This window comes from Micromonospora globbae (genome assembly GCF_036184225.1).
GTDB lineage: Bacteria > Actinomycetota > Actinomycetes > Mycobacteriales > Micromonosporaceae > Micromonospora > Micromonospora globbae.
On the sequence record NZ_CP108084.1, the window covers coordinates 75,215 to 91,809 of the forward strand.

Below are 16,595 nucleotides of genomic sequence, written 5' to 3' on the forward strand. Positions count from 1 at the left end.
CGCCCGGGCCGGGTGCGGGTCAGGTGCGCAGGTAGGACGCGCCGTTGAGGTCGACGATGGTGCCGGAGGCCCACTCCGCCTCGGGGGAGGCGAGCCAGTGGACCGCCGCGGCGATCTCCTCCGGGCGGGCCACCCGGTTGAACGGGCTCTGCGCCCGGACGGCCGCGCCCCGCTCGGCCTTCAGGTGCTCGTTGGTCATGTCGGTCTCGACGAAGCCGGGCGCGACGGTGGCCACCGCGATGCCGTACGGGGCCAGCGCCACCGCCAACGACTGGGCCATGGCGTTCATCCCCGCCTTGCTCGCCCCGTACGCGGGGTTGGCCGGCTCACCGCGGAACGCGCCCCGGGACGAGACGTTGACGATCCGGCCACCCCGGTCGCGCATGTGCTGCGCGGCGCACCAGGCGGCGTTGGCCGCGCCGAGCAGGTTCGTGTCGAGCACCTCGCGCCAGCGCTGCCGCCACTGCTCGTAGCTGCTGCCGAAGACCGGGTGCGGCGGGTCGGCGGGCCCGAACACGCCCGCGTTGTTCACGAGCACGTCCAGCCCGCCGAGCAGCCCGGCGGCCTCGTCGACCATCGCCTTGACGGCGTCCGGGTCGGCGAGGTCGGCGCGGACCACCACGTGGCCCTCGCCGGGCAGCTCCGCCCGCAGCTCCTCGGCGAGCTTCGCCGAGTCCCGGTGGTGGATCGCCACCCGGTCGCCGCCGGCGGCGAACGCCCTCACCACGGCCCGCCCGATGCCGCGCGAGCCTCCCGTCACCAGTACCGCCCGTGAAGTCACGCGCGCCATCCTGCCGGACGGGGTCGGCGCCGTCGACGAGGGGCCCTTCCCGTCCCGGGAGCGCCGGCGGGGAGGCCCTTACACTGCGCGGATGGGATCCGACTGCCTGTTCTGCCGCATCGTCGCCGGGGAGATCCCCGCGACCGTCGTCCGGGAAACGCCCACCACCCTCGCCTTCCGCGACATCAGCCCGCAGGCGCCCGTGCACGTGCTGGTGATCCCGAAGGAGCACTACGCCGACGTCGCCACGCTCGCGCAGGGCGACCCGGCGCTGGCCGGCGAGGTGCTCGCCACGGCCACCGCCGTGGCCGAGGACGAGGGTCTGCTCGGCGACGGCTTCCGGCTGATGTTCAACACCGGGGCGTACGCCGGCCAGGAGGTGTTCCACGTGCACGCGCACCTGCTCGGCGGCGCGCCGTTGGGCCCGATGCTGGCCCGGAACCTCGCGTGAGCGTCCCGACGGACCGGCTGGACCGGATGGTGCGCCGGGTCCAGGCGGACGCCCGGATCCCCGCGGTGTCGGCGGCGCTGCACCGGGCCGACCGCCCGCTGTGGACCTGCACGGTCGGCGACACCGGCACCGACCGGCCGCTCGATCCCGGAACCCAGTTCCGGATCGGCTCGGTCACCAAGACCTTCACGGCCGTGCTCACGATGCAGTGCCGCGACGACGGTCTGCTCGACCTGGACGACCCGGTGGGCCGGCACCTGGAGCTGCCGGCGCACGGCGAGCTGACCGTGCGGCGGCTGCTGTCGCACACGGCTGGTCTGCAACGGGAGCCGTACGGCGACGTGTGGGACACGCTGAGCCCCCCGGACGCCGACCAGCTCCTGGCCGACCTGGCCCGGGCCGAGCGGGTGCTGCCACCGGCCCGCCGCTTCCACTACTCGAACCTCGGCATGGCGCTGCTCGGGCAACTGGTCGGGCGGCTGCGTGGCGGCACCTGGGCCGAGGTGCTCGACGACCGGGTGCTGGCACCGCTGGGGCTGACCGCCACGACGGTCACCCCCGGGCCGACCGCCGCCACCGGGTTCCTCGTGGACGCGTACTCCGACGAGGCGCACCCGGAGCCGCCCACCGACTTCGCCGCCGTGGGGCCCGCCGCCCAGCTCTGGAGCACGGCCGGGGACATGGCCCGCTGGGCCGCGTTCCTGGCCGACCCGGCGGCCGTGGACCCGGCCGGCGCGGTGCTCGCCGCCGCGACCCTCGACGAGATGCGCTGGCCGGTCACGGTGACCGACGAGACCCTCTGGACCGGCGGCTTCGGGCTCGGGCTGATCCTCGTGCCGCAGGGCGAGCGCGTGGTGCACGTGGGGCACGACGGCGCGATGCCGGGCTTCCTGGCCGGCGTCTACGGCCGGCGCGGCGGGGAGGGCACGCCCGGGGCGATGGGCGCCGCCGTGCTCGTCTCCTCCGGCACCGCCGCGGAGGCGCTGGACCTGCCCCACCGGCTGCTCGCCGCGGCCGTGGAGCACGACCCGGCCGACATCGAGCCGTGGCGGCCGGGCCCGCCGGCGCCCGCCGGACTGCGGGGCGTCCTGGGCCGCTGGTGGGGCGAGGGGTACGAGTACGTCTTCACCTGGCACGACGGGTCGTTGCGGGCACGCGGTGCCGGCGACCCGCCGGGCCGGCCGCCGGCGGTCTTCGCGCCGGTGCCCGACCAGCCGGACGTGTTCCGCACGGTCTCCGGCCGGGAGGTCGGCGAGCTGCTGCGGCTGACCCGCGACGAGCACGGCGCGGTGGTGCGGATGCACTGGGCGACGTACCGGTTCACCCGCAACCAGGAGACCTTCGAGCGGTACGACTTCCGCGCCGGAGAGTGACGCCAGCCCGGCGGGCCGGCCCGTGATCCGGCCCGCCGGACGTCGTCTTTGTCGCATTTCGCCCCGGAGCTGCGGGCGGGTCGACGGGGGCGAAATGCGCACGGTGCCGCGGCTGTTGAACCGATACGATGGATGGAACGTCCGTACGCCGCGCCAGCAGGGCCGGCGCCGAGATCGAGAGCAGGTGGCACAGGGCCTCTCGGCCCGATCTATGACCGGCACCCCACCTCCCGGCCCGCCCCAGGTGCAGACCAGGATCACGGTCCCCGATCCGAAGATCATGGTCAATCTGCTCGGTGCGGGTGACGAGATCCTGCGACTCGTCGAACGCTCGGTCAACAGTGACGTGCACGTCCGGGGTAACGAGATCACCATCTCCGGTGCGCCCGCGGACAACGCCCTCGCCGAGCGCCTCTTCACCGAGCTGCTCGAACTCATCGAGAAAGGCGAAACGCTGACCACTGACGCCGTCCGGCGTACCGTCGGCATGCTCGAGCAGGGCAGCACCGAGCGGCCCGCCGACGTCCTGACGCTCAACATCCTCTCCCGGCGCGGACGCACCATCCGTCCCAAGACCCTCGGGCAGAAGCGCTACGTCGACGCCATCGACTCGCACACCATCGTCTTCGGCATCGGCCCGGCCGGTACCGGCAAGACCTACCTCGCCATGGCGAAGGCCGTGCAGGCGCTCCAGGCCAAGCAGGTCAACCGGATCATCCTCACGCGCCCGGCCGTCGAGGCGGGGGAGCGGCTCGGGTTCCTGCCCGGCACGCTCAACGAGAAGATCGACCCGTACCTGCGGCCGCTCTACGACGCGCTGCACGACATGCTCGACCCCGACTCGATCCCGAAGCTCATGGCGGCCGGCACGATCGAGGTCGCGCCGCTGGCGTACATGCGGGGTCGGACGCTGAACGACGCGTTCATCATCCTCGACGAGGCGCAGAACACGACGCCCGAGCAGATGAAGATGTTCCTCACCCGGCTCGGCTTCGGTTCCAAGATCGTCGTGACCGGTGACGTGACCCAGGTCGACCTGCCCGGCGGCACGACCAGTGGCCTGCGCGTGGTCCGGGACATCCTGGCGAACGTGGACGACGTCCACTTCGCCCAGATGTCCAGCTCCGACGTCGTACGGCACCGGCTCGTCGGCGAGATCGTCGACGCGTACGCCCGCTGGGACGCCGAGCGGGAGAACCAGCAGGCGAAGAGCGTGCACGCCGTGCCGGGGCGCGCCGCCGAGGGCGGCCGGTCCGGCCGGCGCCGCTAGATCAGGGGAATCCAGTTGTCCATCGAGATCGCCAACGAGTCCGGTGTCGAGGTCGACACCGACGCCGTGCTCGCCGTCGCCCGCCACGCCCTCGACGAGATGGGGGTCAACCCCCTCGCCGAGCTCTCCGTGCTGCTGGTCGACGTCGACTACATGACCGAGCTGAACCACCGCTGGATGGGGGGCGACGGGCCGACCGACGTGCTCGCGTTCCCCATGGACGAGGGCAGCGTCGACCACGGGCCCGGGGAGAGCGCCCCGGCCTCCGGCGAGCCGGCCCTCCTCGGTGACATCGTGCTCTGCCCCGAGGTGGCGGCCAAGCAGGCGGCGACCGCGGGCCACTCGGCCGCGGACGAGCTGCACCTGCTGACCGTGCACGGGGTGCTGCACCTGCTCGGGTACGACCACGCCGAGCCTGAGGAGGAGCGGGAGATGTTCGCGCTCCAGGCCCGACTGCTGTCCAGCTGGCGGTCGAGCCGGTCACAGTGATGTCCGTCCAGGCGTCCGCAGCCGGCGCCACCGCCGGCCTCCCGGACCTGCAACTCATCGTCTTCGCCGCCGGTCTGGTGGTGCTCGCCGGGCTGATCGCGATGACCGAGGCGGCGCTCGCCACGGTCTCGCCGGCCCGGGCCGCCGAACTGGCCCGCGACGGCGCGCGCGGCGCCCGGGCGTTGCAGGTCGTCGCGGGCGACGTGGTCCGGCACCTCAACCTGCTCCTGCTGCTGCGGCTGCTCGCCGAGCTGACGGCCACCACCCTCGTGGCGCTGGTCGCCGTCGACACGTTCGGCGCGGGGTGGCGGGCGGCGCTCGTCACCGCGGGCGCGATGACCGTGGTCAGTTTCGTGGTCGTCGGGGTCGCCCCGCGTACCCTCGGCCGGCAGCACGCCTATCCCGTGGGCCGGGCCGTGGCGCCGCTGGTCCGCTGGCTCGGGCGCGCCCTGAACCCGCTCGCCTCGCTGCTGATCCTCATCGGCAACGCGGTGACGCCGGGGCGTGGTTTCCCCGAGGGCCCGTTCGGCACCCAGGTCGAGCTGCGCGAGCTGGTCGACCTCGCCGAGCAGCGCGGCGTGGTGGAGCACGGCGAGCGGCAGATGATCCACTCCGTCTTCGCCCTTGGCGACACCATCGCCCGGGAGGTGATGGTGCCGCGTACCGAGATGGTGTGGATCGAGGAGGGCAAGACGCTCTCCCAGGCCCTGGCGCTGTTCCTGCGCTCCGGGTTCTCCCGCATCCCGGTGATCGGCGAGAGCGTGGACGACGTGCTGGGCGTGCTCTACCTCAAGGACCTGATCCGGCGGGTGCGCGGCGGCGACCCGGCCGCCGAGCAGCTGCCGGTCTCCGAGCTGATGCGCCCGGCCACCTTCGTGCCGGAGTCCAAGCCCGTCGACGACCTCCTCTCGGAGATGCAGGCCGCCCGCAACCACCTGGTCATTGTCGTCGACGAGTACGGCGGCACCGGCGGCCTCGTCACCATCGAGGACATCCTCGAGGAGATCGTCGGCGAGATCACCGACGAGTACGATGTCGAGCGCCCGCCGGTCGAGCGGCTGGAGGACGGGTCGGTGCGGGTCACCGCCCGGCTTCCCGTGGAGGACCTGGGCGAGCTGTTCGACACCGAGCTGCCCACCGACGAGGTGGAGACGGTCGGCGGCCTGCTGGCCCAGTCCCTGGGTCGGGTGCCGATTCCCGGGGCCCGGGTCGAGGTGGCCGGTCTGCGGCTGCTCGCCGAGGGCACCACGGGCCGGCGCAACCGCATCGACACCGTGCTCGTGAGCCGCGTCGAGCCGGCCGACGAGCAGCAGAGCCCGGGGCGCACCGAGTCCCGGGGCACCGAGAACCAGATCGAGGAGAGGCAACCCGCCGATGCCTGAGTCGCCCGCCGCACCCGCCGCCCGGCCCACCCCGGCCGCACCGGTCGAGCTGAGCGCCGAGGACGCCAAGCTGGTCGTCCTGGCCCGCGGCGCCCGGGGCCGGGTGGGAGCCGTGGAGGGCGCGGCGGTCCGCGACCAGGACGGCCGGACGTACGCGGCGGCCAGCGTGGCGCTGCCCTCGCTGACCCTCACCGCGCTCCAGTTGGCGGTGGCCTCGGCGGTCGCCGCCGGCGCGACCCGGCTGGAGGCCGCCGCGGTCGTCACCGAGGCGTCGACGCTCGACGGCGCCGGCCACGCCGCCGTCCGTGACCTCGCCACCGACGCGCCGATCCACGTGGCCGCGCCCGACGGGGCCGTCCTCGGCACGGTGGTCGAGTGACCGGCAGCCCGCAGGAGCGCCCCTACCGGGCCGGTTTCGCCTGCTTCGTGGGCCGGCCCAACGCCGGCAAGTCCACGCTGACGAACGCCATCGTCGGCCAGAAGATCGCGATCACCTCGAACAAGCCGCAGACGACCCGCCACGTCATCCGGGCCGTCCTGCACCGGCCGGACTCGCAGCTCGTCCTCGTCGACACCCCCGGCCTGCACCGCCCCCGGACGCTGCTCGGCGAGCGTCTCAACGACCTCGTCCGGCAGACCTGGAGCGAGGTCGACGTCATCGGGCTGTGCATCCCCGCCGACGAGCCGGTCGGGCGGGGTGACCGGTTCATCAGCGGCGAGCTGGCCGAGCTGAAGGCCACCGTGCTGGCCGTCGTCACGAAGACCGACCTCGTGGACCGGCAGCGGCTCGCCGAGCAACTGCTCGCGGTGAGCCAGCTGGGCGAGTTCGCCGACGTGGTGCCGGTGAGCGCCGTCTCCGGGCACCAGATCGACACCCTGGTGGACGTGATGACCGGCTACCTGCCGGCCTCCCCGCAGCTCTACCCGGACGACATGCTCACCGACGACCCCGAGCAGGTGCTGGTCGCCGAGCTGATCCGGGAGGCGGCGCTGGAGGGGGTCCGCGACGAGCTGCCGCACTCCATCGCCGTGGTGGTGGAGGAGATGATCCCCGAGGGCCAGCTCATGCGGATCTACGCCGACGTCTACGTCGAGCGGCCCAGCCAGAAGGCGATCGTGATCGGCCACCGGGGCAGCAGGCTCAAGGAGGTGGGCACCACGGCCCGCCGCCAGATCGAGGAGCTGCTCGGCACGCGGGTCTACCTCGACCTGCACGTCCGTGTGGCCAAGGACTGGCAGCGCGACCCGAAGCAGCTGCGCAAGCTCGGCTTCTGACGCCGGCGCGACAGGTTCGCTCGACGATCGGCCGGGCGGCCCGTCCGAACAGCTGATCGGCATCGGTCATCGGGTCGGCGGACGCGACCCGGACGGCGGCCACGGTGATCCGGATCGGTCCCTGCTATGGGCCTTTTCACCTCTGGATGGGGAGTCTGGCCGTTTGCCGGCCGCGGGGCGGAGGGTAGGAGAGATCCGTCGCGCCCCCGACCAGATGCAGGCTGATGCGAAACAGATACCTGGACCTGCTCCGCTTCCTGGCCATCGTCCGCGTCGTCGTCTACCACGTGACCGGCCTCGCCTCGCTGACCCTGGTGTTTCCGGCGATGTCGGTCATGTTCGCGCTGGCCGGGTCGCTGATGGCCACCTCGCTGGCCCGGTCCGGGTCGGCGGCCGTCCTGCGCCGGCTGCGTCGCCTGCTGCCCTCGCTGTGGGTGCTGGCCGCCGTCGTCGTGCCGGCGATGCTGCTCAGCGGGCTGCCGTTGACGCCGCGCGTCCTGCTGTGGCTGTTCCCGGTCTCCGACCCGCCGGCCAACGACTGGGGCGCGTTGGCGCTCAGCCCCATCTGGTACCTGCGCGACTACCTCTGGTTCGTGTTCGCCTCGCCGATCGCGCTCTGGTTCTTCCGCCGGGCGCCGCTGCCCACCCTGCTGGCGCCGTACGTCCTGCTGGTGGTCATCGAGTCGGGGCTGTGGCCGACGGCGCCCGGCCCGTACCGCGAGTTCGGCCTCTACTTCGGCGCCTGGATGCTGGGCTTCGCCCACCAGGCGGGGATGCTGCGCCGGCTCGCCAACCGGGTGCTCGTGCCCGTGGCGCTGGCCCTCGCCGCGGCCGGCGGGGCCTGGATCCTCACCCACCCCGGTCCCCGCGGCTTCGACCTGAACGACAACCACCTCGGCAACGCCCTCTGGTCGGCGGCGTTCATCCTGGTCGTGCTCGGACGGGGGCCCTCCGGTGCGGCGTGGGTCGACCGGTTCGCCCCGTTCGGGCGGGCCGTGACCGTGCTGAACCGGCGCGCGCTGACCATCTACCTCTGGCACATGCCGTTCGTGGTGGTGCTCACCCCGCTGTTCGACGGGGTGGGCTGGTCCCACGAGGACCCGCGCGGCCTGGCGATCCGGGTGGTGCTGGTCTTCGCCCTGGTCGGTCTCGTGACCCTGGCCGTCGGGTGGGTGGAGGACCTGGCCGCCCGGCGGCGACCGGAACTGCTCCCCGGCGGCCGACGCCCGGCGACGTCCGCTCCGCCGGCGACGTCCGCTCCGCCGGCGACGTCCGCTCCGCCGGCGACGGCCGCCGCACGGCCGGACGCGGACCGGGTTCCGGCGCAGCGGACCACGCCGGAGACGGTCACGGCCGAGGTCACCGCTGGCCGACGTTGATGTCGCCGCTGGTGGTGCTCACGTCCAGCATCAGCGTGGCGGCCGGGTCGTTGGTGACCGTCACGTGCTCGTCGCCCGAGTTGGCGTGGGCACGCACCCGGTAGGGGCCGGCCGGTACGACGACGTCGACGTCGCCACTGGTGGCGTGGGCCCGGACGGAGGCCGGTTTCTCCATCTCGATGACGACGTTGCCGGACCGGGCCTCGGCGTCCAGCGCGCCCTCGACCCGGCGGGCGGAGATGTCACCGGAGGAGGCGCGCAGCGTCACCGCGCCGGTGGCCTCGGACACGTCGATGTTGCCGGAACTCGCCTCGACCCGTACCGGGCCGGTGGCGCCGCTCAGCCGGACGTCCCCCGACCGCACCTGGAGCTCCACGGCGCCGACGTGGGTCAGCTCGACGTCGCCCGAGCTGGTCTCGCCCTTCACGGCCACGCCCGCGGGAGCGGTCACCTCGTACGAGACGGTGCACCGCATGCCGCACTCGGTGTCCAGGACCAGTTCGCTGCCCTTGACCTCGTACTTCGCGTCCGGCTCGGCGCCCTGGTAGCGCACCACCCGCTTGATCCGCACCTCCGACTCGGGGCCCGTCGCCCGCACCACGACGTCGCCCGCGCCGGGCAGCACCCGGATCGTGTCGATCCGGGCGGTCTCGGTGTTGTCGAAGTCCAGCCGCCGGTACGACAGGTTGTCGCACCCGGAGAGCAGGATGAGCGCGGCGGCCGCGCCGAGCGCGACCGGGGCGGCGGCACGGCGCCGGTTCCCGGGGCCGCGGTGGACGCCGTCGGTGGTGGCTTGCAGGGTCATGGCGAGCACGCTACGGCCGGCCCCGCCGGGGACGCATCCGGGTTCGTCCGGCCCCGCACCCCGAGCCGACCCTGATTTCGGACCCCGAGGGAGAATGCCCGTATGGCCGGGTACCGCCGTCAGCTCTACCGCGACGACGCGGTGGTGCTGCGCGTGCAGAAGCTCGGCGAGTCCGACCGGATCATCACGCTGCTCACCCGCCGGCACGGGCGCATCCGGGCGGTCGCCCGCGGGGTGCGGCGCACCACCAGCAGGTTCGGGGCCCGGCTGGAGCCGTTCGGGCACGTCGACCTCCAGCTCGCCGGCGACCCGAAGGGCAACCAGGGCAGCTCCCTGCACACCGTGAGCCAGGTCGAGGGGATCGACCTCTACGGCAAACGCTTCCTCGGCGACTACCCCCGCTACACGGCCGCCAGCGCCATCGCGGAGACCGCCGAACGGCTCACCCCGGTCGAGCGGGAGCCCTCGCTGCGGCTGTTCCAGCTCACGCTCGGCGCGCTGCGGGCGCTCGCGGAAGGCGGCCACGCCACGACCCTGGTGCTCGACGCGTACCTGCTGCGGGGGATGGCCCTCGCGGGCTGGGCCCCGGCGCTGGTCGCCTGCGCGGTCTGCGGCACGCCGGGGCGGCACCGCGCCTTCTCCGTCCCGGCCGGCGGCGTGGTCTGCCCGGACTGCCGCCCGCCCGGCGCTGCCCACCCGGCCCCGGCCACCGTCGACCTCATGTCCGCGCTGAGCAGCGGCGACTGGCGGACCGCCGACGCCGCGGAGGCGGCCGTACGCCGGGAGTGCAGTGGCCTGGTCGCGGCGCACCTGCAGTGGCACCTGGAGCGCGCGCTACGCTCGCTGCCGCTGGTCGACCGGGGCGCCCCGGCGTCCAGTGCCGGTGGCGCGAGCAGGGAGTCAGGGAGTAGCGAGTGATCCGATCCGCGAGGGCCGACCGGCGTCAGCCGGTGCCGCCGACACCGCACCCGTCGGGTGCCCGGCCGCCGGCGCTGCCTCCCGAGGCGGTGCCCCGGCACGTCGCCGTGGTGATGGACGGCAACGGCCGCTGGGCCAAGGAGCGCGGGCTGCCGCGCACCAAGGGCCACGAGGCGGGGGAGTTCTCGCTCTTCGACACCATCGAGGGCGCCATCGAGCTGGGCATCCCGTACCTGTCGGCGTACGCCTTCTCCACCGAGAACTGGCGGCGCTCGCCGGACGAGGTCCGCTTCCTCATGGGCTTCAACCGGGACGTGATCCGCCGCCGTCGCGACCAGCTCGTCGACCTGGGCGTCCGGGTGGTGTGGTCGGGGCGGGCGGGGCGGCTGTGGAAGAGCGTCATCTCCGAGTTGCAGACCGCCGAGGAGATGTCGCGGGGCAACTCGACGCTCACGCTGCAGTTCTGCGTGAACTACGGCGGGCAGGCGGAGATCGCCGACGCCGCGGCGGCCATCGCCCGGGACGTGGCGGCCGGCCGGCTCGACCCGGGCAAGGTCAACGAGAAGACCGTGGCGAGGTACCTGTACCACCCCGAGGTCCCGGAGGTGGACCTCTTCCTGCGCCCGTCCGGGGAGCAGCGGACCTCCAACTTCCTGCTCTGGCAGAGCGCGTACGCCGAGCTGGTCTTCCTCGACACGCTCTGGCCGGACTTCGACCGCCGGCACCTCTGGTACGCCTGCGAGCTCTACGCGCAGCGTGACCGTCGCTTCGGCGGCGCGCTGCCCAACCCGGTCGCGCCCTCGACCTGAGTCGCGCCTCCGGGCGCGCCGGGGGCCCGCGTCCACCCGGGCCCGGTCGCGTGCCCGCCGGCGTCGCCGCCCCGCCGACGCTTACCTGGTCGTCACGCTGGGTATCACTCTGCGCAGGAGCCACTGACGGAGGTGAACCCACATGATCCAGAAGCGCATCGCCCAGTGGGCGTTGATGGCGGTGGCCGTGCCGCTGGCCGCGGCCGGCGCCCGCCGGCTCAGCCACACGCTGGAGGCCCGTCGCGGTCCCTCCGGGGTGACCCGGCTGCTCACCAAGGGCGCCGACCTCCTACGCCCGCGGAAGGCCAAGCGCCGCCGGTTCTGGTAACCGCTTCCGGTCTCGCCGATCATGCGGTTGTGGTGCCCCGCGAAGGCGGCGTGTCCGTACGGAACGGGCACCACAACCGCATGATCTACGGGGCTGGGCGGGCGGGGCGGGGTCCGGCGTTGGCGGGGTCGGGCGGGGCTGCGACGCCTAGGATCGACAGCGCGGGGCGTGTCGCGGGGGTACGCCCCGACGCGGGGGTGGGCATGCGGGATCTCCGGTACGAGATGACGGCCGCCTTGGCCGGCGAGGGTCTGGTCGACGCCGCCCAGCGGGAGCGGGTCGCCGAGGTCTGCGCCGGGGTGGCCGAGCGCTACTGCGCCGAGCTGGGCCACACGCCCGCCATCCGCTCGGGCGAGATCGGCGAGCTGGCCCACGGGGAGCCGGCCGCCGGCTGGGCGCCCACCGCGCCGGAGGAGACCCAGCGAGCCTGGTGAGGCCGGCGGCTCAGGCCTCCACTTCGGACCGGTCCCCGGCCCAGAGGGTGTGGAACGTGCCCTCCCGGTCGACCCGGTGGTAGGTGTGCGCGCCGAAGTTGTCCCGCAGTCCCTGGATCAGCGCGGCGGGCAGCCGCTGCGCGCGCAGCGCGTCGAAGTACGCCAGCGAGGAGGCGAACGCGGGCGCCGGCACGCCGGCCCGCGCCGCGTCGGCCACGACCCGCCGCCAGCTCGGCACACCCGCGGCGACCGCGTCGGCGAAGTACGGAGCCACCAGCAGCGTGGACAGGTCGGGCTGCTCGTCGTACGCCTGCCGGATGCGGTCGAGGAACCGGGCCCGGATGATGCAGCCGCCCCGCCAGATGGTGGCCGTGCCCCCGAGGTCGATGTTCCAGTCGTACTCCCGGCTGCCGGCGCGGATGTGGTCGAAGCCCTGCGCGTACGCCACGATCTTGCTGGCGAGCAGCGCCCGCCGGACGTCCTCGACGAACGCGTCCCGGTCGTCCACCCGCCACGTCGCCCCCGCGTCGGGGAACGCCGCACGGGCCGCCTCGCGCTGGTCGGCGTGGCCCGACAGCGAGCGGGCGAACGTCGCCTCGGCGATGCCGGTGATGGGGATGCCCAGGTCGAGGGCGCTCTGCACGGTCCACCGGCCGGTGCCCTTCTGCTCCGCCCGGTCGAGCACGACGTCGACGAACGGGCGGCCGCTGGCCGCGTCGGTGTGCGCCAGCACGTCGGCGGTGATCTCGATGAGGAAGGACTCCAGCTCGCCGCCGTTCCAGCCCCGGAAGATCTCCGCGATCTCGGCCGGCTCCGCGCCCAGGCCGGCCCGCAACAGGTCGTACGCCTCGGCGATGAGCTGCATGTCGGCGTACTCGATGCCGTTGTGGACCATCTTCACGAAGTGGCCGGCGCCGTCCGGGCCGATGTGCCGGCAGCACGGGACGCCGTCCACCTGGGCCGCGATCTTTTCGAAGATCGGCCCGAGCTTGCGGTACGACTCGTCGGAGCCGCCGGGCATGATGCTCGGCCCGTGCAGCGCGCCCTCCTCGCCCCCGGACACCCCGGTGCCGACGAAGTGGAGGCCGTGGTCGCGCAACGCCTCCTCCCGGCGGCGCGTGTCGGCGAAGTGCGCGTTGCCGCAGTCCACCACGATGTCGCCCGGTTCGAGCAGCGGGACCAGTTCGTCGATGACGGCGTCGGTGGGTCCGCCGGCCTTCACCATCACGATCACCGCGCGGGGGCGTTCCAGCGCCGCCACGAAGTCGGCCATCGACTCGGCGGGCACGAACCGGCCCTCGCCGCCGTGTTCCGCCACGAGACTGCGGGTGCGCTCCGGCGAGCGGTTGTGCACCGCCACCGTGAATCCGTTGCGAGCCAGGTTCCGGGCCAGGTTGCGGCCCATCACCGCCAGCCCGGTGACCCCGATCTGCGCCGTCGCCCGCTCCGCCATGCCCACGCCACCCTTCCCGTCCGGTTGCCCGTGCTGCGACCGTAGCGCGGGCGGTGCGGACGCGGGCCCGGGATGTCGACGCCCGGTGCGGAGGGGGTGACGATCGGTGCTCGCCTCCGCCGGTCCGCCTCGGTTCCGCCAACCGGTGCGGTAATTCGGCTGCGCGACGGCGGGCGTCCGGTTAGCGTGTCGGCATGCGTAACTGACGCCCGTTCCACCGAGCCCCGGTCCGCCGCCGTTCGCGCCGCGGACCCGTCCGCTCCGGGCGTCCGCATCCTTCCGCCGCCGTCACTCGCGGCGTCTCCTGTCGGACCCCGGGGCCTGCCCGCTCGCCGCGCCCGTCCGGCGCCCCGACAGTCAGGAGGCAGCGTATGCCCGCCAAGCGCAGTCCGAAGAAGTCCCGCAAGCCCGTACCGGCGTCGTCCCAGGTGGACGTGACCCCGCCGGATCTCGACGCCCTCACCGTGGCTCCCGTCGCGCCGGTGGCCCTGCCCGGGCGGCCGGACACCCCGCCGCCGCCGAAGGCCGGCCCGCCGGCCGGCCGCGACGCCCGCCTCAGCGGGCGCAGCCAGCGCGCCGGCCAGCAGCGGTTCTACGCCTTCCGGCGGAGCTGACACGGGCTCACCCCGCCCGGCCGGGCCGCGGATCCCCGCACCGGCCGGGCCGAGCCGGTCCGGGGCGGGGCCACGTCCCGCCCCGGACCCGTGGCCCGCCCGCTCCCGTGGCCCCCGCCCGCTCCCACGGCTCAGGCCGTCGCGGGCGCCGGGGTCGCGGCTCCGGCCGGTGCCTCGACGGCACGGGACCGCCCGACGCCGAGCGCCAGACCGACGAAACCGGCCACCACCAGCACACTCACCACCATCTTGAGCGGGACACCGGTGCCGACCAGGTCGAGCACCTGCCCGGTGGTGAGGACGAGCGGCACCCAGAGCGCCACCAGCCGGGCGCGCCACGCGCCGAACGCGAGCACGAGGAGCCCGACCGTCCAGCCGAGCAGCCACACGGCGAACGACGTCGTCACGAAGGCGTCCCCGTCGATCGCGGTGGTGACCGGCCGGACGGTGTCGGCGTCCACGCCGGCGCCGGCGAGCGCACCGAAGAACGCGTTGTACTGCCACAGGTGGACGGTGGAGAAGTAGAGCCCGAGCAGCGCCGCGGCGCCGCCCACGGTGGCCGCCAGCGGCCTGCGCCGGCCCAGCGTGGCGGCCAGCCCGAGTGTGGCCGGTAGCAGCAGCAGATGGGCCAGGGCGAACAGGACGGTCTCGAACCGCCACGCGCCCAGGTGCCCGGCGGCCGCCAACACGTTCTCCGCCGTGTCGGACACGTCGTCGGGGAACATCAGCCAGTAGAAGGCGTTCCCGGCGCCGTACACGACGCCGCCGGCGAGCAGGGCGGCCGCCGTGAGCCGCCGGCTCCGGTCCCGTCCGGTGCTGTCGTCCATCGGTGGCTCCTTTCCGAAGTCGTGGCAGGGACGCTAGGAGCCGCGGCGGGCCGGGTCGTCGGTGCGGAAGTTGATCCGGGGGTGGAGCCTCGGCGGTGGTCGCTACACCCGTGGGTGGACGCGGAACGGGGCCCGCCGTCGCTACCCTTCCGGCATGTCAGCCACCCTCGCCGTCCGGGCCCGGTGGCGCGAGGGGGTCACCTCGCTCGCCGGTGCCGCGTTGCTCGCGTTCGGCCTGGCCGAGATCCACGTCCCGCTCGCCGGCTACGTCGAGGGGGAGGGGCCGGACCTCGCCGCGCTTCCCGCCGGCTGGCTCGCCGTCCTGACCGTGCTGCTGGTCGGCTACTGCCTCGCGGTGGCCGGCTGCACGACGTACCCCCGGGCGGCGGCCGTCCTCGCCGGCGCCTGCTTCGCGGCGCAGAGCTTCACGCCGGTCCTGCCGGAGTGGCCGGTCGTGCCGCTGCTGGCGCTGCTCGCCGCCTCCTTCGGCTGTGTGGCCCTGGGCGGCCGGGCCGCCTTCCCGGTCGCCGCAACGAGCTACTTCGTCCCGCTGGGAATCGAGAACACCGTGGCCGGCGACTCCGACTGGGTGTTCATCCTGTTCGTCGGGCTCGCCGTGCTCGGTCCGGGGTACGCCGTGCGGATGCGGCGGGCGCAGGCGGCCCGGCTCGTGGCGCTCGCCGCCGAGCGGGAGGCCGCCGCCCGGGCGGACGAGCGGCTGCGGGTGGCGCGGGAGCTGCACGACATCGTCTCGCACGGGGTCTCGGTGATGGTGCTGCAGGCCGCCGCGGCGCAGGCGGTGCTCGACTCGGACGCGGCCCGGGCCCGCGGGTCCCTCGACGCGGTGCAGGACGTCGGCCGTGAGGTGGTGACCGAGCTGCGCCGACTGCTCGTCGTCCTCCGCGGCGCCGAGCCGGCCCCGGAGGCGCTGCCCTCGCTGCGGCGGCTGGAACCGTTGGCCACCGGGGTGCGCCTCGCCGGCGGGCAGGTCGACGTGGCCGTCACGGGTGACCTCGACGCGATCCCGGCCGCCGCGGACGTGAGCGGGTACCGGATCCTCCAGGAGGCGCTCACCAACGCCGCCCGCCACGCGCCGGGCGCGGCCGTCCGCGTCTCGATCGAGGTGGCGGCCGACGCGCTCCGGCTGCGCGTCACCGACGACGGGACCGGCGCGGCCCGCCGCAGCGCCGGCACGGGGCACGGCCTCACCGGCATCCGCGAGCGGGTCGAGCTGTTCGGCGGCACGGTGACCGCCGGCCCGCGCCCGCAGGGCGGCTTCGAGGTACGCGTCGAGCTGCCGTTCGACGCCGAGGCGTCGGTCGGCCCGCTCGCCCCGGCGGGGGTCACGCGGTGACCCGGGTGCTGATCGCCGACGACGAGGCGCTGGTGCGCGGCGGCCTCCGCATGATCCTCACGGCGCAGCCGGACCTCGAGGTGGTCGGCGACGCCGCCGACGGCGAGGAGGCCGTGCAGCTCGCGACCCGGTACGCGCCCGACGTCGTGCTGATGGACATCCACATGGCGCCGACCGACGGGATCGCGGCCACCGAGCGGATCCTGGCAGCGCGCGGCGAGACCCGCGTCATCATGCTCACGACGTTCGACCTCGACGAGTACGTCTACCGGGCGCTGCGGGCCGGCGCCTCCGGGTTCATGCTCAAGACCACCCCGCCCCGCGAGCTGGCCGAGGCGGTGCGGATCGCGGCCCGGGGCGACGCCCTGCTGTCCCCGTCGATCACCCGGCGCCTCATCGACCACTACACGGCCACGGCGTCGGTGGTGGCGCACCCGGGCCTCGCGGAGCTGACCGCGCGGGAGACCGAGGTGCTGCGGATGATGGCGCTCGGCCTGTCGAACCGGGAGATCGCCGAGCAGCTCTTCGTCGGCGAGGCGACCGTGAAGACGCACGTGAACCGCATCTTCGCCAAGCTCGGGGTGCGGGACCGGGTGCAGGCGGTGGTGCTGGCGTACCGCAGCGGGGTGGCCCAGCTGCGGCGGTGACCGGCG

The 16,595-nt window shown here is 74.3% G+C and carries 19 protein-coding genes; 15 read left to right on the forward strand and 4 right to left on the reverse strand.

Annotated elements, in window-relative coordinates; genetic code table 11:
• Window positions 1-19: 19 nt before the first annotated feature.
• Window positions 20-781: an SDR family NAD(P)-dependent oxidoreductase gene (locus OG994_RS00345; protein WP_328851850.1), complete on the reverse strand. Its 762-nt coding sequence runs from the start codon at window positions 779-781 to the stop codon at window positions 20-22.
• Window positions 782-872: 91 nt separating this feature from the next.
• Here OG994_RS00345 and OG994_RS00350 point away from each other — a divergent pair, with 91 nt between their 5' ends.
• The 8 genes from OG994_RS00350 (at window position 873) to OG994_RS00385 (ending at window position 8,400) form a co-directional block, all read left to right on the forward strand.
• The gene (locus OG994_RS00350; protein WP_120331112.1) at window positions 873-1,232 is read left to right on the forward strand and encodes a histidine triad nucleotide-binding protein; all 360 of its coding nucleotides are present in this window, start codon (window positions 873-875) and stop codon (window positions 1,230-1,232) included.
• A 26-nt stretch (window positions 1,233-1,258) separates the two neighbouring features.
• Window positions 1,259-2,605 carry a serine hydrolase domain-containing protein gene (locus OG994_RS00355; protein ID WP_407942588.1) on the forward strand — a complete coding sequence of 449 codons (1,347 nt, stop codon included), beginning with the start codon at window positions 1,259-1,261 and terminating at the stop codon, window positions 2,603-2,605.
• Window positions 2,606-2,816: 211 nt separating this feature from the next.
• Window positions 2,817-3,875 carry a PhoH family protein gene (locus tag OG994_RS00360; RefSeq protein WP_120331110.1) on the forward strand — a complete coding sequence of 353 codons (1,059 nt, stop codon included), beginning with the start codon at window positions 2,817-2,819 and terminating at the stop codon, window positions 3,873-3,875.
• Between the two features lie 15 nt (window positions 3,876-3,890).
• Window positions 3,891-4,364, forward strand: a complete 474-nt coding sequence (gene ybeY / locus OG994_RS00365; protein ID WP_120331109.1) for an rRNA maturation RNase YbeY — start codon at window positions 3,891-3,893, stop codon at window positions 4,362-4,364.
• Window positions 4,340-5,746 carry a hemolysin family protein gene (locus OG994_RS00370; RefSeq protein WP_192902273.1) on the forward strand — a complete coding sequence of 469 codons (1,407 nt, stop codon included), beginning with the start codon at window positions 4,340-4,342 and terminating at the stop codon, window positions 5,744-5,746. The genes ybeY and OG994_RS00370 overlap by 25 nt, the downstream gene beginning before the upstream one ends.
• Complete coding sequence (locus OG994_RS00375; RefSeq protein ID WP_120331107.1) at window positions 5,739-6,125, forward strand: cytidine deaminase; 387 nt, start codon at window positions 5,739-5,741, stop codon at window positions 6,123-6,125. The genes OG994_RS00370 and OG994_RS00375 overlap by 8 nt, the downstream gene beginning before the upstream one ends.
• Window positions 6,122-7,021 carry a GTPase Era gene (gene era / locus OG994_RS00380; protein WP_328851852.1) on the forward strand — a complete coding sequence of 300 codons (900 nt, stop codon included), beginning with the start codon at window positions 6,122-6,124 and terminating at the stop codon, window positions 7,019-7,021. The genes OG994_RS00375 and era overlap by 4 nt, the downstream gene beginning before the upstream one ends.
• A 224-nt stretch (window positions 7,022-7,245) precedes the next feature.
• Entirely contained in the window at window positions 7,246-8,400 is a 1,155-nt protein-coding gene (locus tag OG994_RS00385; RefSeq protein WP_328851853.1) for an acyltransferase family protein, read from the forward strand.
• Here OG994_RS00385 and OG994_RS00390 read toward each other — a convergent pair.
• Window positions 8,381-9,205, reverse strand: a complete 825-nt coding sequence (locus tag OG994_RS00390; RefSeq protein ID WP_328851854.1) for a DUF4097 family beta strand repeat-containing protein — start codon at window positions 9,203-9,205, stop codon at window positions 8,381-8,383. The two genes, OG994_RS00385 and OG994_RS00390, sit on opposite strands and share 20 nt — an antisense overlap.
• Window positions 9,206-9,307: 102 nt before the next feature.
• Here OG994_RS00390 and recO point away from each other — a divergent pair, with 102 nt between their 5' ends.
• The 4 genes from recO (at window position 9,308) to OG994_RS00410 (ending at window position 11,694) form a co-directional block, all read left to right on the forward strand.
• Window positions 9,308-10,123 carry a DNA repair protein RecO gene (gene recO / locus OG994_RS00395; protein WP_328851855.1) on the forward strand — a complete coding sequence of 272 codons (816 nt, stop codon included), beginning with the start codon at window positions 9,308-9,310 and terminating at the stop codon, window positions 10,121-10,123.
• A 32-nt stretch (window positions 10,124-10,155) separates the two neighbouring features.
• Complete coding sequence (locus OG994_RS00400; protein WP_192902272.1) at window positions 10,156-10,932, forward strand: isoprenyl transferase; 777 nt, start codon at window positions 10,156-10,158, stop codon at window positions 10,930-10,932.
• Window positions 10,933-11,074: 142 nt separating this feature from the next.
• Window positions 11,075-11,260, forward strand: coding sequence for a hypothetical protein (locus tag OG994_RS00405; protein WP_120331102.1), 186 nt, complete (start codon window positions 11,075-11,077; stop codon window positions 11,258-11,260).
• Between the two features lie 203 nt (window positions 11,261-11,463).
• Window positions 11,464-11,694: a thioredoxin reductase gene (locus OG994_RS00410; protein WP_120331171.1), complete on the forward strand. Its 231-nt coding sequence runs from the start codon at window positions 11,464-11,466 to the stop codon at window positions 11,692-11,694.
• Between the two features lie 10 nt (window positions 11,695-11,704).
• Here the strand turns inward: OG994_RS00410 and gndA are convergent, their stop codons facing one another.
• On the reverse strand, window positions 11,705-13,147 hold the full coding sequence (gene gndA, locus OG994_RS00415) for an NADP-dependent phosphogluconate dehydrogenase (RefSeq protein WP_328851856.1): 1,443 nt from the start codon (window positions 13,145-13,147) through the stop codon (window positions 11,705-11,707).
• Window positions 13,148-13,518: 371 nt separating this feature from the next.
• Here gndA and OG994_RS00420 point away from each other — a divergent pair, with 371 nt between their 5' ends.
• Window positions 13,519-13,761 (forward strand): hypothetical protein, encoded by a 243-nt coding sequence (locus OG994_RS00420; protein ID WP_328851857.1) that lies wholly within the window; start codon window positions 13,519-13,521, stop codon window positions 13,759-13,761.
• A 131-nt stretch (window positions 13,762-13,892) separates the two neighbouring features.
• Here the strand turns inward: OG994_RS00420 and OG994_RS00425 are convergent, their stop codons facing one another.
• Window positions 13,893-14,588, reverse strand: coding sequence for a hypothetical protein (locus OG994_RS00425; protein ID WP_328851858.1), 696 nt, complete (start codon window positions 14,586-14,588; stop codon window positions 13,893-13,895).
• A gap of 154 nt (window positions 14,589-14,742) precedes the next feature.
• Between OG994_RS00425 and OG994_RS00430 the strand changes: the two genes are divergently transcribed.
• Entirely contained in the window at window positions 14,743-15,942 is a 1,200-nt protein-coding gene (locus tag OG994_RS00430) for a sensor histidine kinase (protein WP_328851859.1), read from the forward strand.
• Window positions 15,939-16,589: a response regulator gene (locus OG994_RS00435; protein ID WP_120331098.1), complete on the forward strand. Its 651-nt coding sequence runs from the start codon at window positions 15,939-15,941 to the stop codon at window positions 16,587-16,589. The genes OG994_RS00430 and OG994_RS00435 overlap by 4 nt, the downstream gene beginning before the upstream one ends.
• Window positions 16,590-16,595: the final 6 nt, after the last annotated feature.

Bases quoted from the DNA above. Each gene is read 5' to 3' on its own strand.
- OG994_RS00350 (WP_120331112.1), top strand. From the start codon at position 873: ATGGGATCCGACTGCCTGTTCTGCCGCATCGTCGCCGGGGAGATCCCC.
- OG994_RS00355 (WP_407942588.1), top strand. From the start codon at position 1,259: ATGGTGCGCCGGGTCCAGGCGGACGCCCGGATCCCCGCGGTGTCGGCG.
- OG994_RS00360 (WP_120331110.1), top strand. From the start codon at position 2,817: ATGACCGGCACCCCACCTCCCGGCCCGCCCCAGGTGCAGACCAGGATC.
- OG994_RS00375 (WP_120331107.1), top strand. From the start codon at position 5,739: ATGCCTGAGTCGCCCGCCGCACCCGCCGCCCGGCCCACCCCGGCCGCA.
- OG994_RS00385 (WP_328851853.1), top strand. From the start codon at position 7,246: ATGCGAAACAGATACCTGGACCTGCTCCGCTTCCTGGCCATCGTCCGC.
- OG994_RS00390 (WP_328851854.1), bottom strand. From the start codon at position 9,205: ATGACCCTGCAAGCCACCACCGACGGCGTCCACCGCGGCCCCGGGAAC.
- recO (WP_328851855.1), top strand. From the start codon at position 9,308: ATGGCCGGGTACCGCCGTCAGCTCTACCGCGACGACGCGGTGGTGCTG.
- OG994_RS00405 (WP_120331102.1), top strand. From the start codon at position 11,075: ATGATCCAGAAGCGCATCGCCCAGTGGGCGTTGATGGCGGTGGCCGTG.
- OG994_RS00410 (WP_120331171.1), top strand. From the start codon at position 11,464: ATGCGGGATCTCCGGTACGAGATGACGGCCGCCTTGGCCGGCGAGGGT.
- gndA (WP_328851856.1), bottom strand. From the start codon at position 13,147: ATGGCGGAGCGGGCGACGGCGCAGATCGGGGTCACCGGGCTGGCGGTG.
- OG994_RS00420 (WP_328851857.1), top strand. From the start codon at position 13,519: ATGCCCGCCAAGCGCAGTCCGAAGAAGTCCCGCAAGCCCGTACCGGCG.
- OG994_RS00425 (WP_328851858.1), bottom strand. From the start codon at position 14,588: ATGGACGACAGCACCGGACGGGACCGGAGCCGGCGGCTCACGGCGGCC.
- OG994_RS00430 (WP_328851859.1), top strand. From the start codon at position 14,743: ATGTCAGCCACCCTCGCCGTCCGGGCCCGGTGGCGCGAGGGGGTCACC.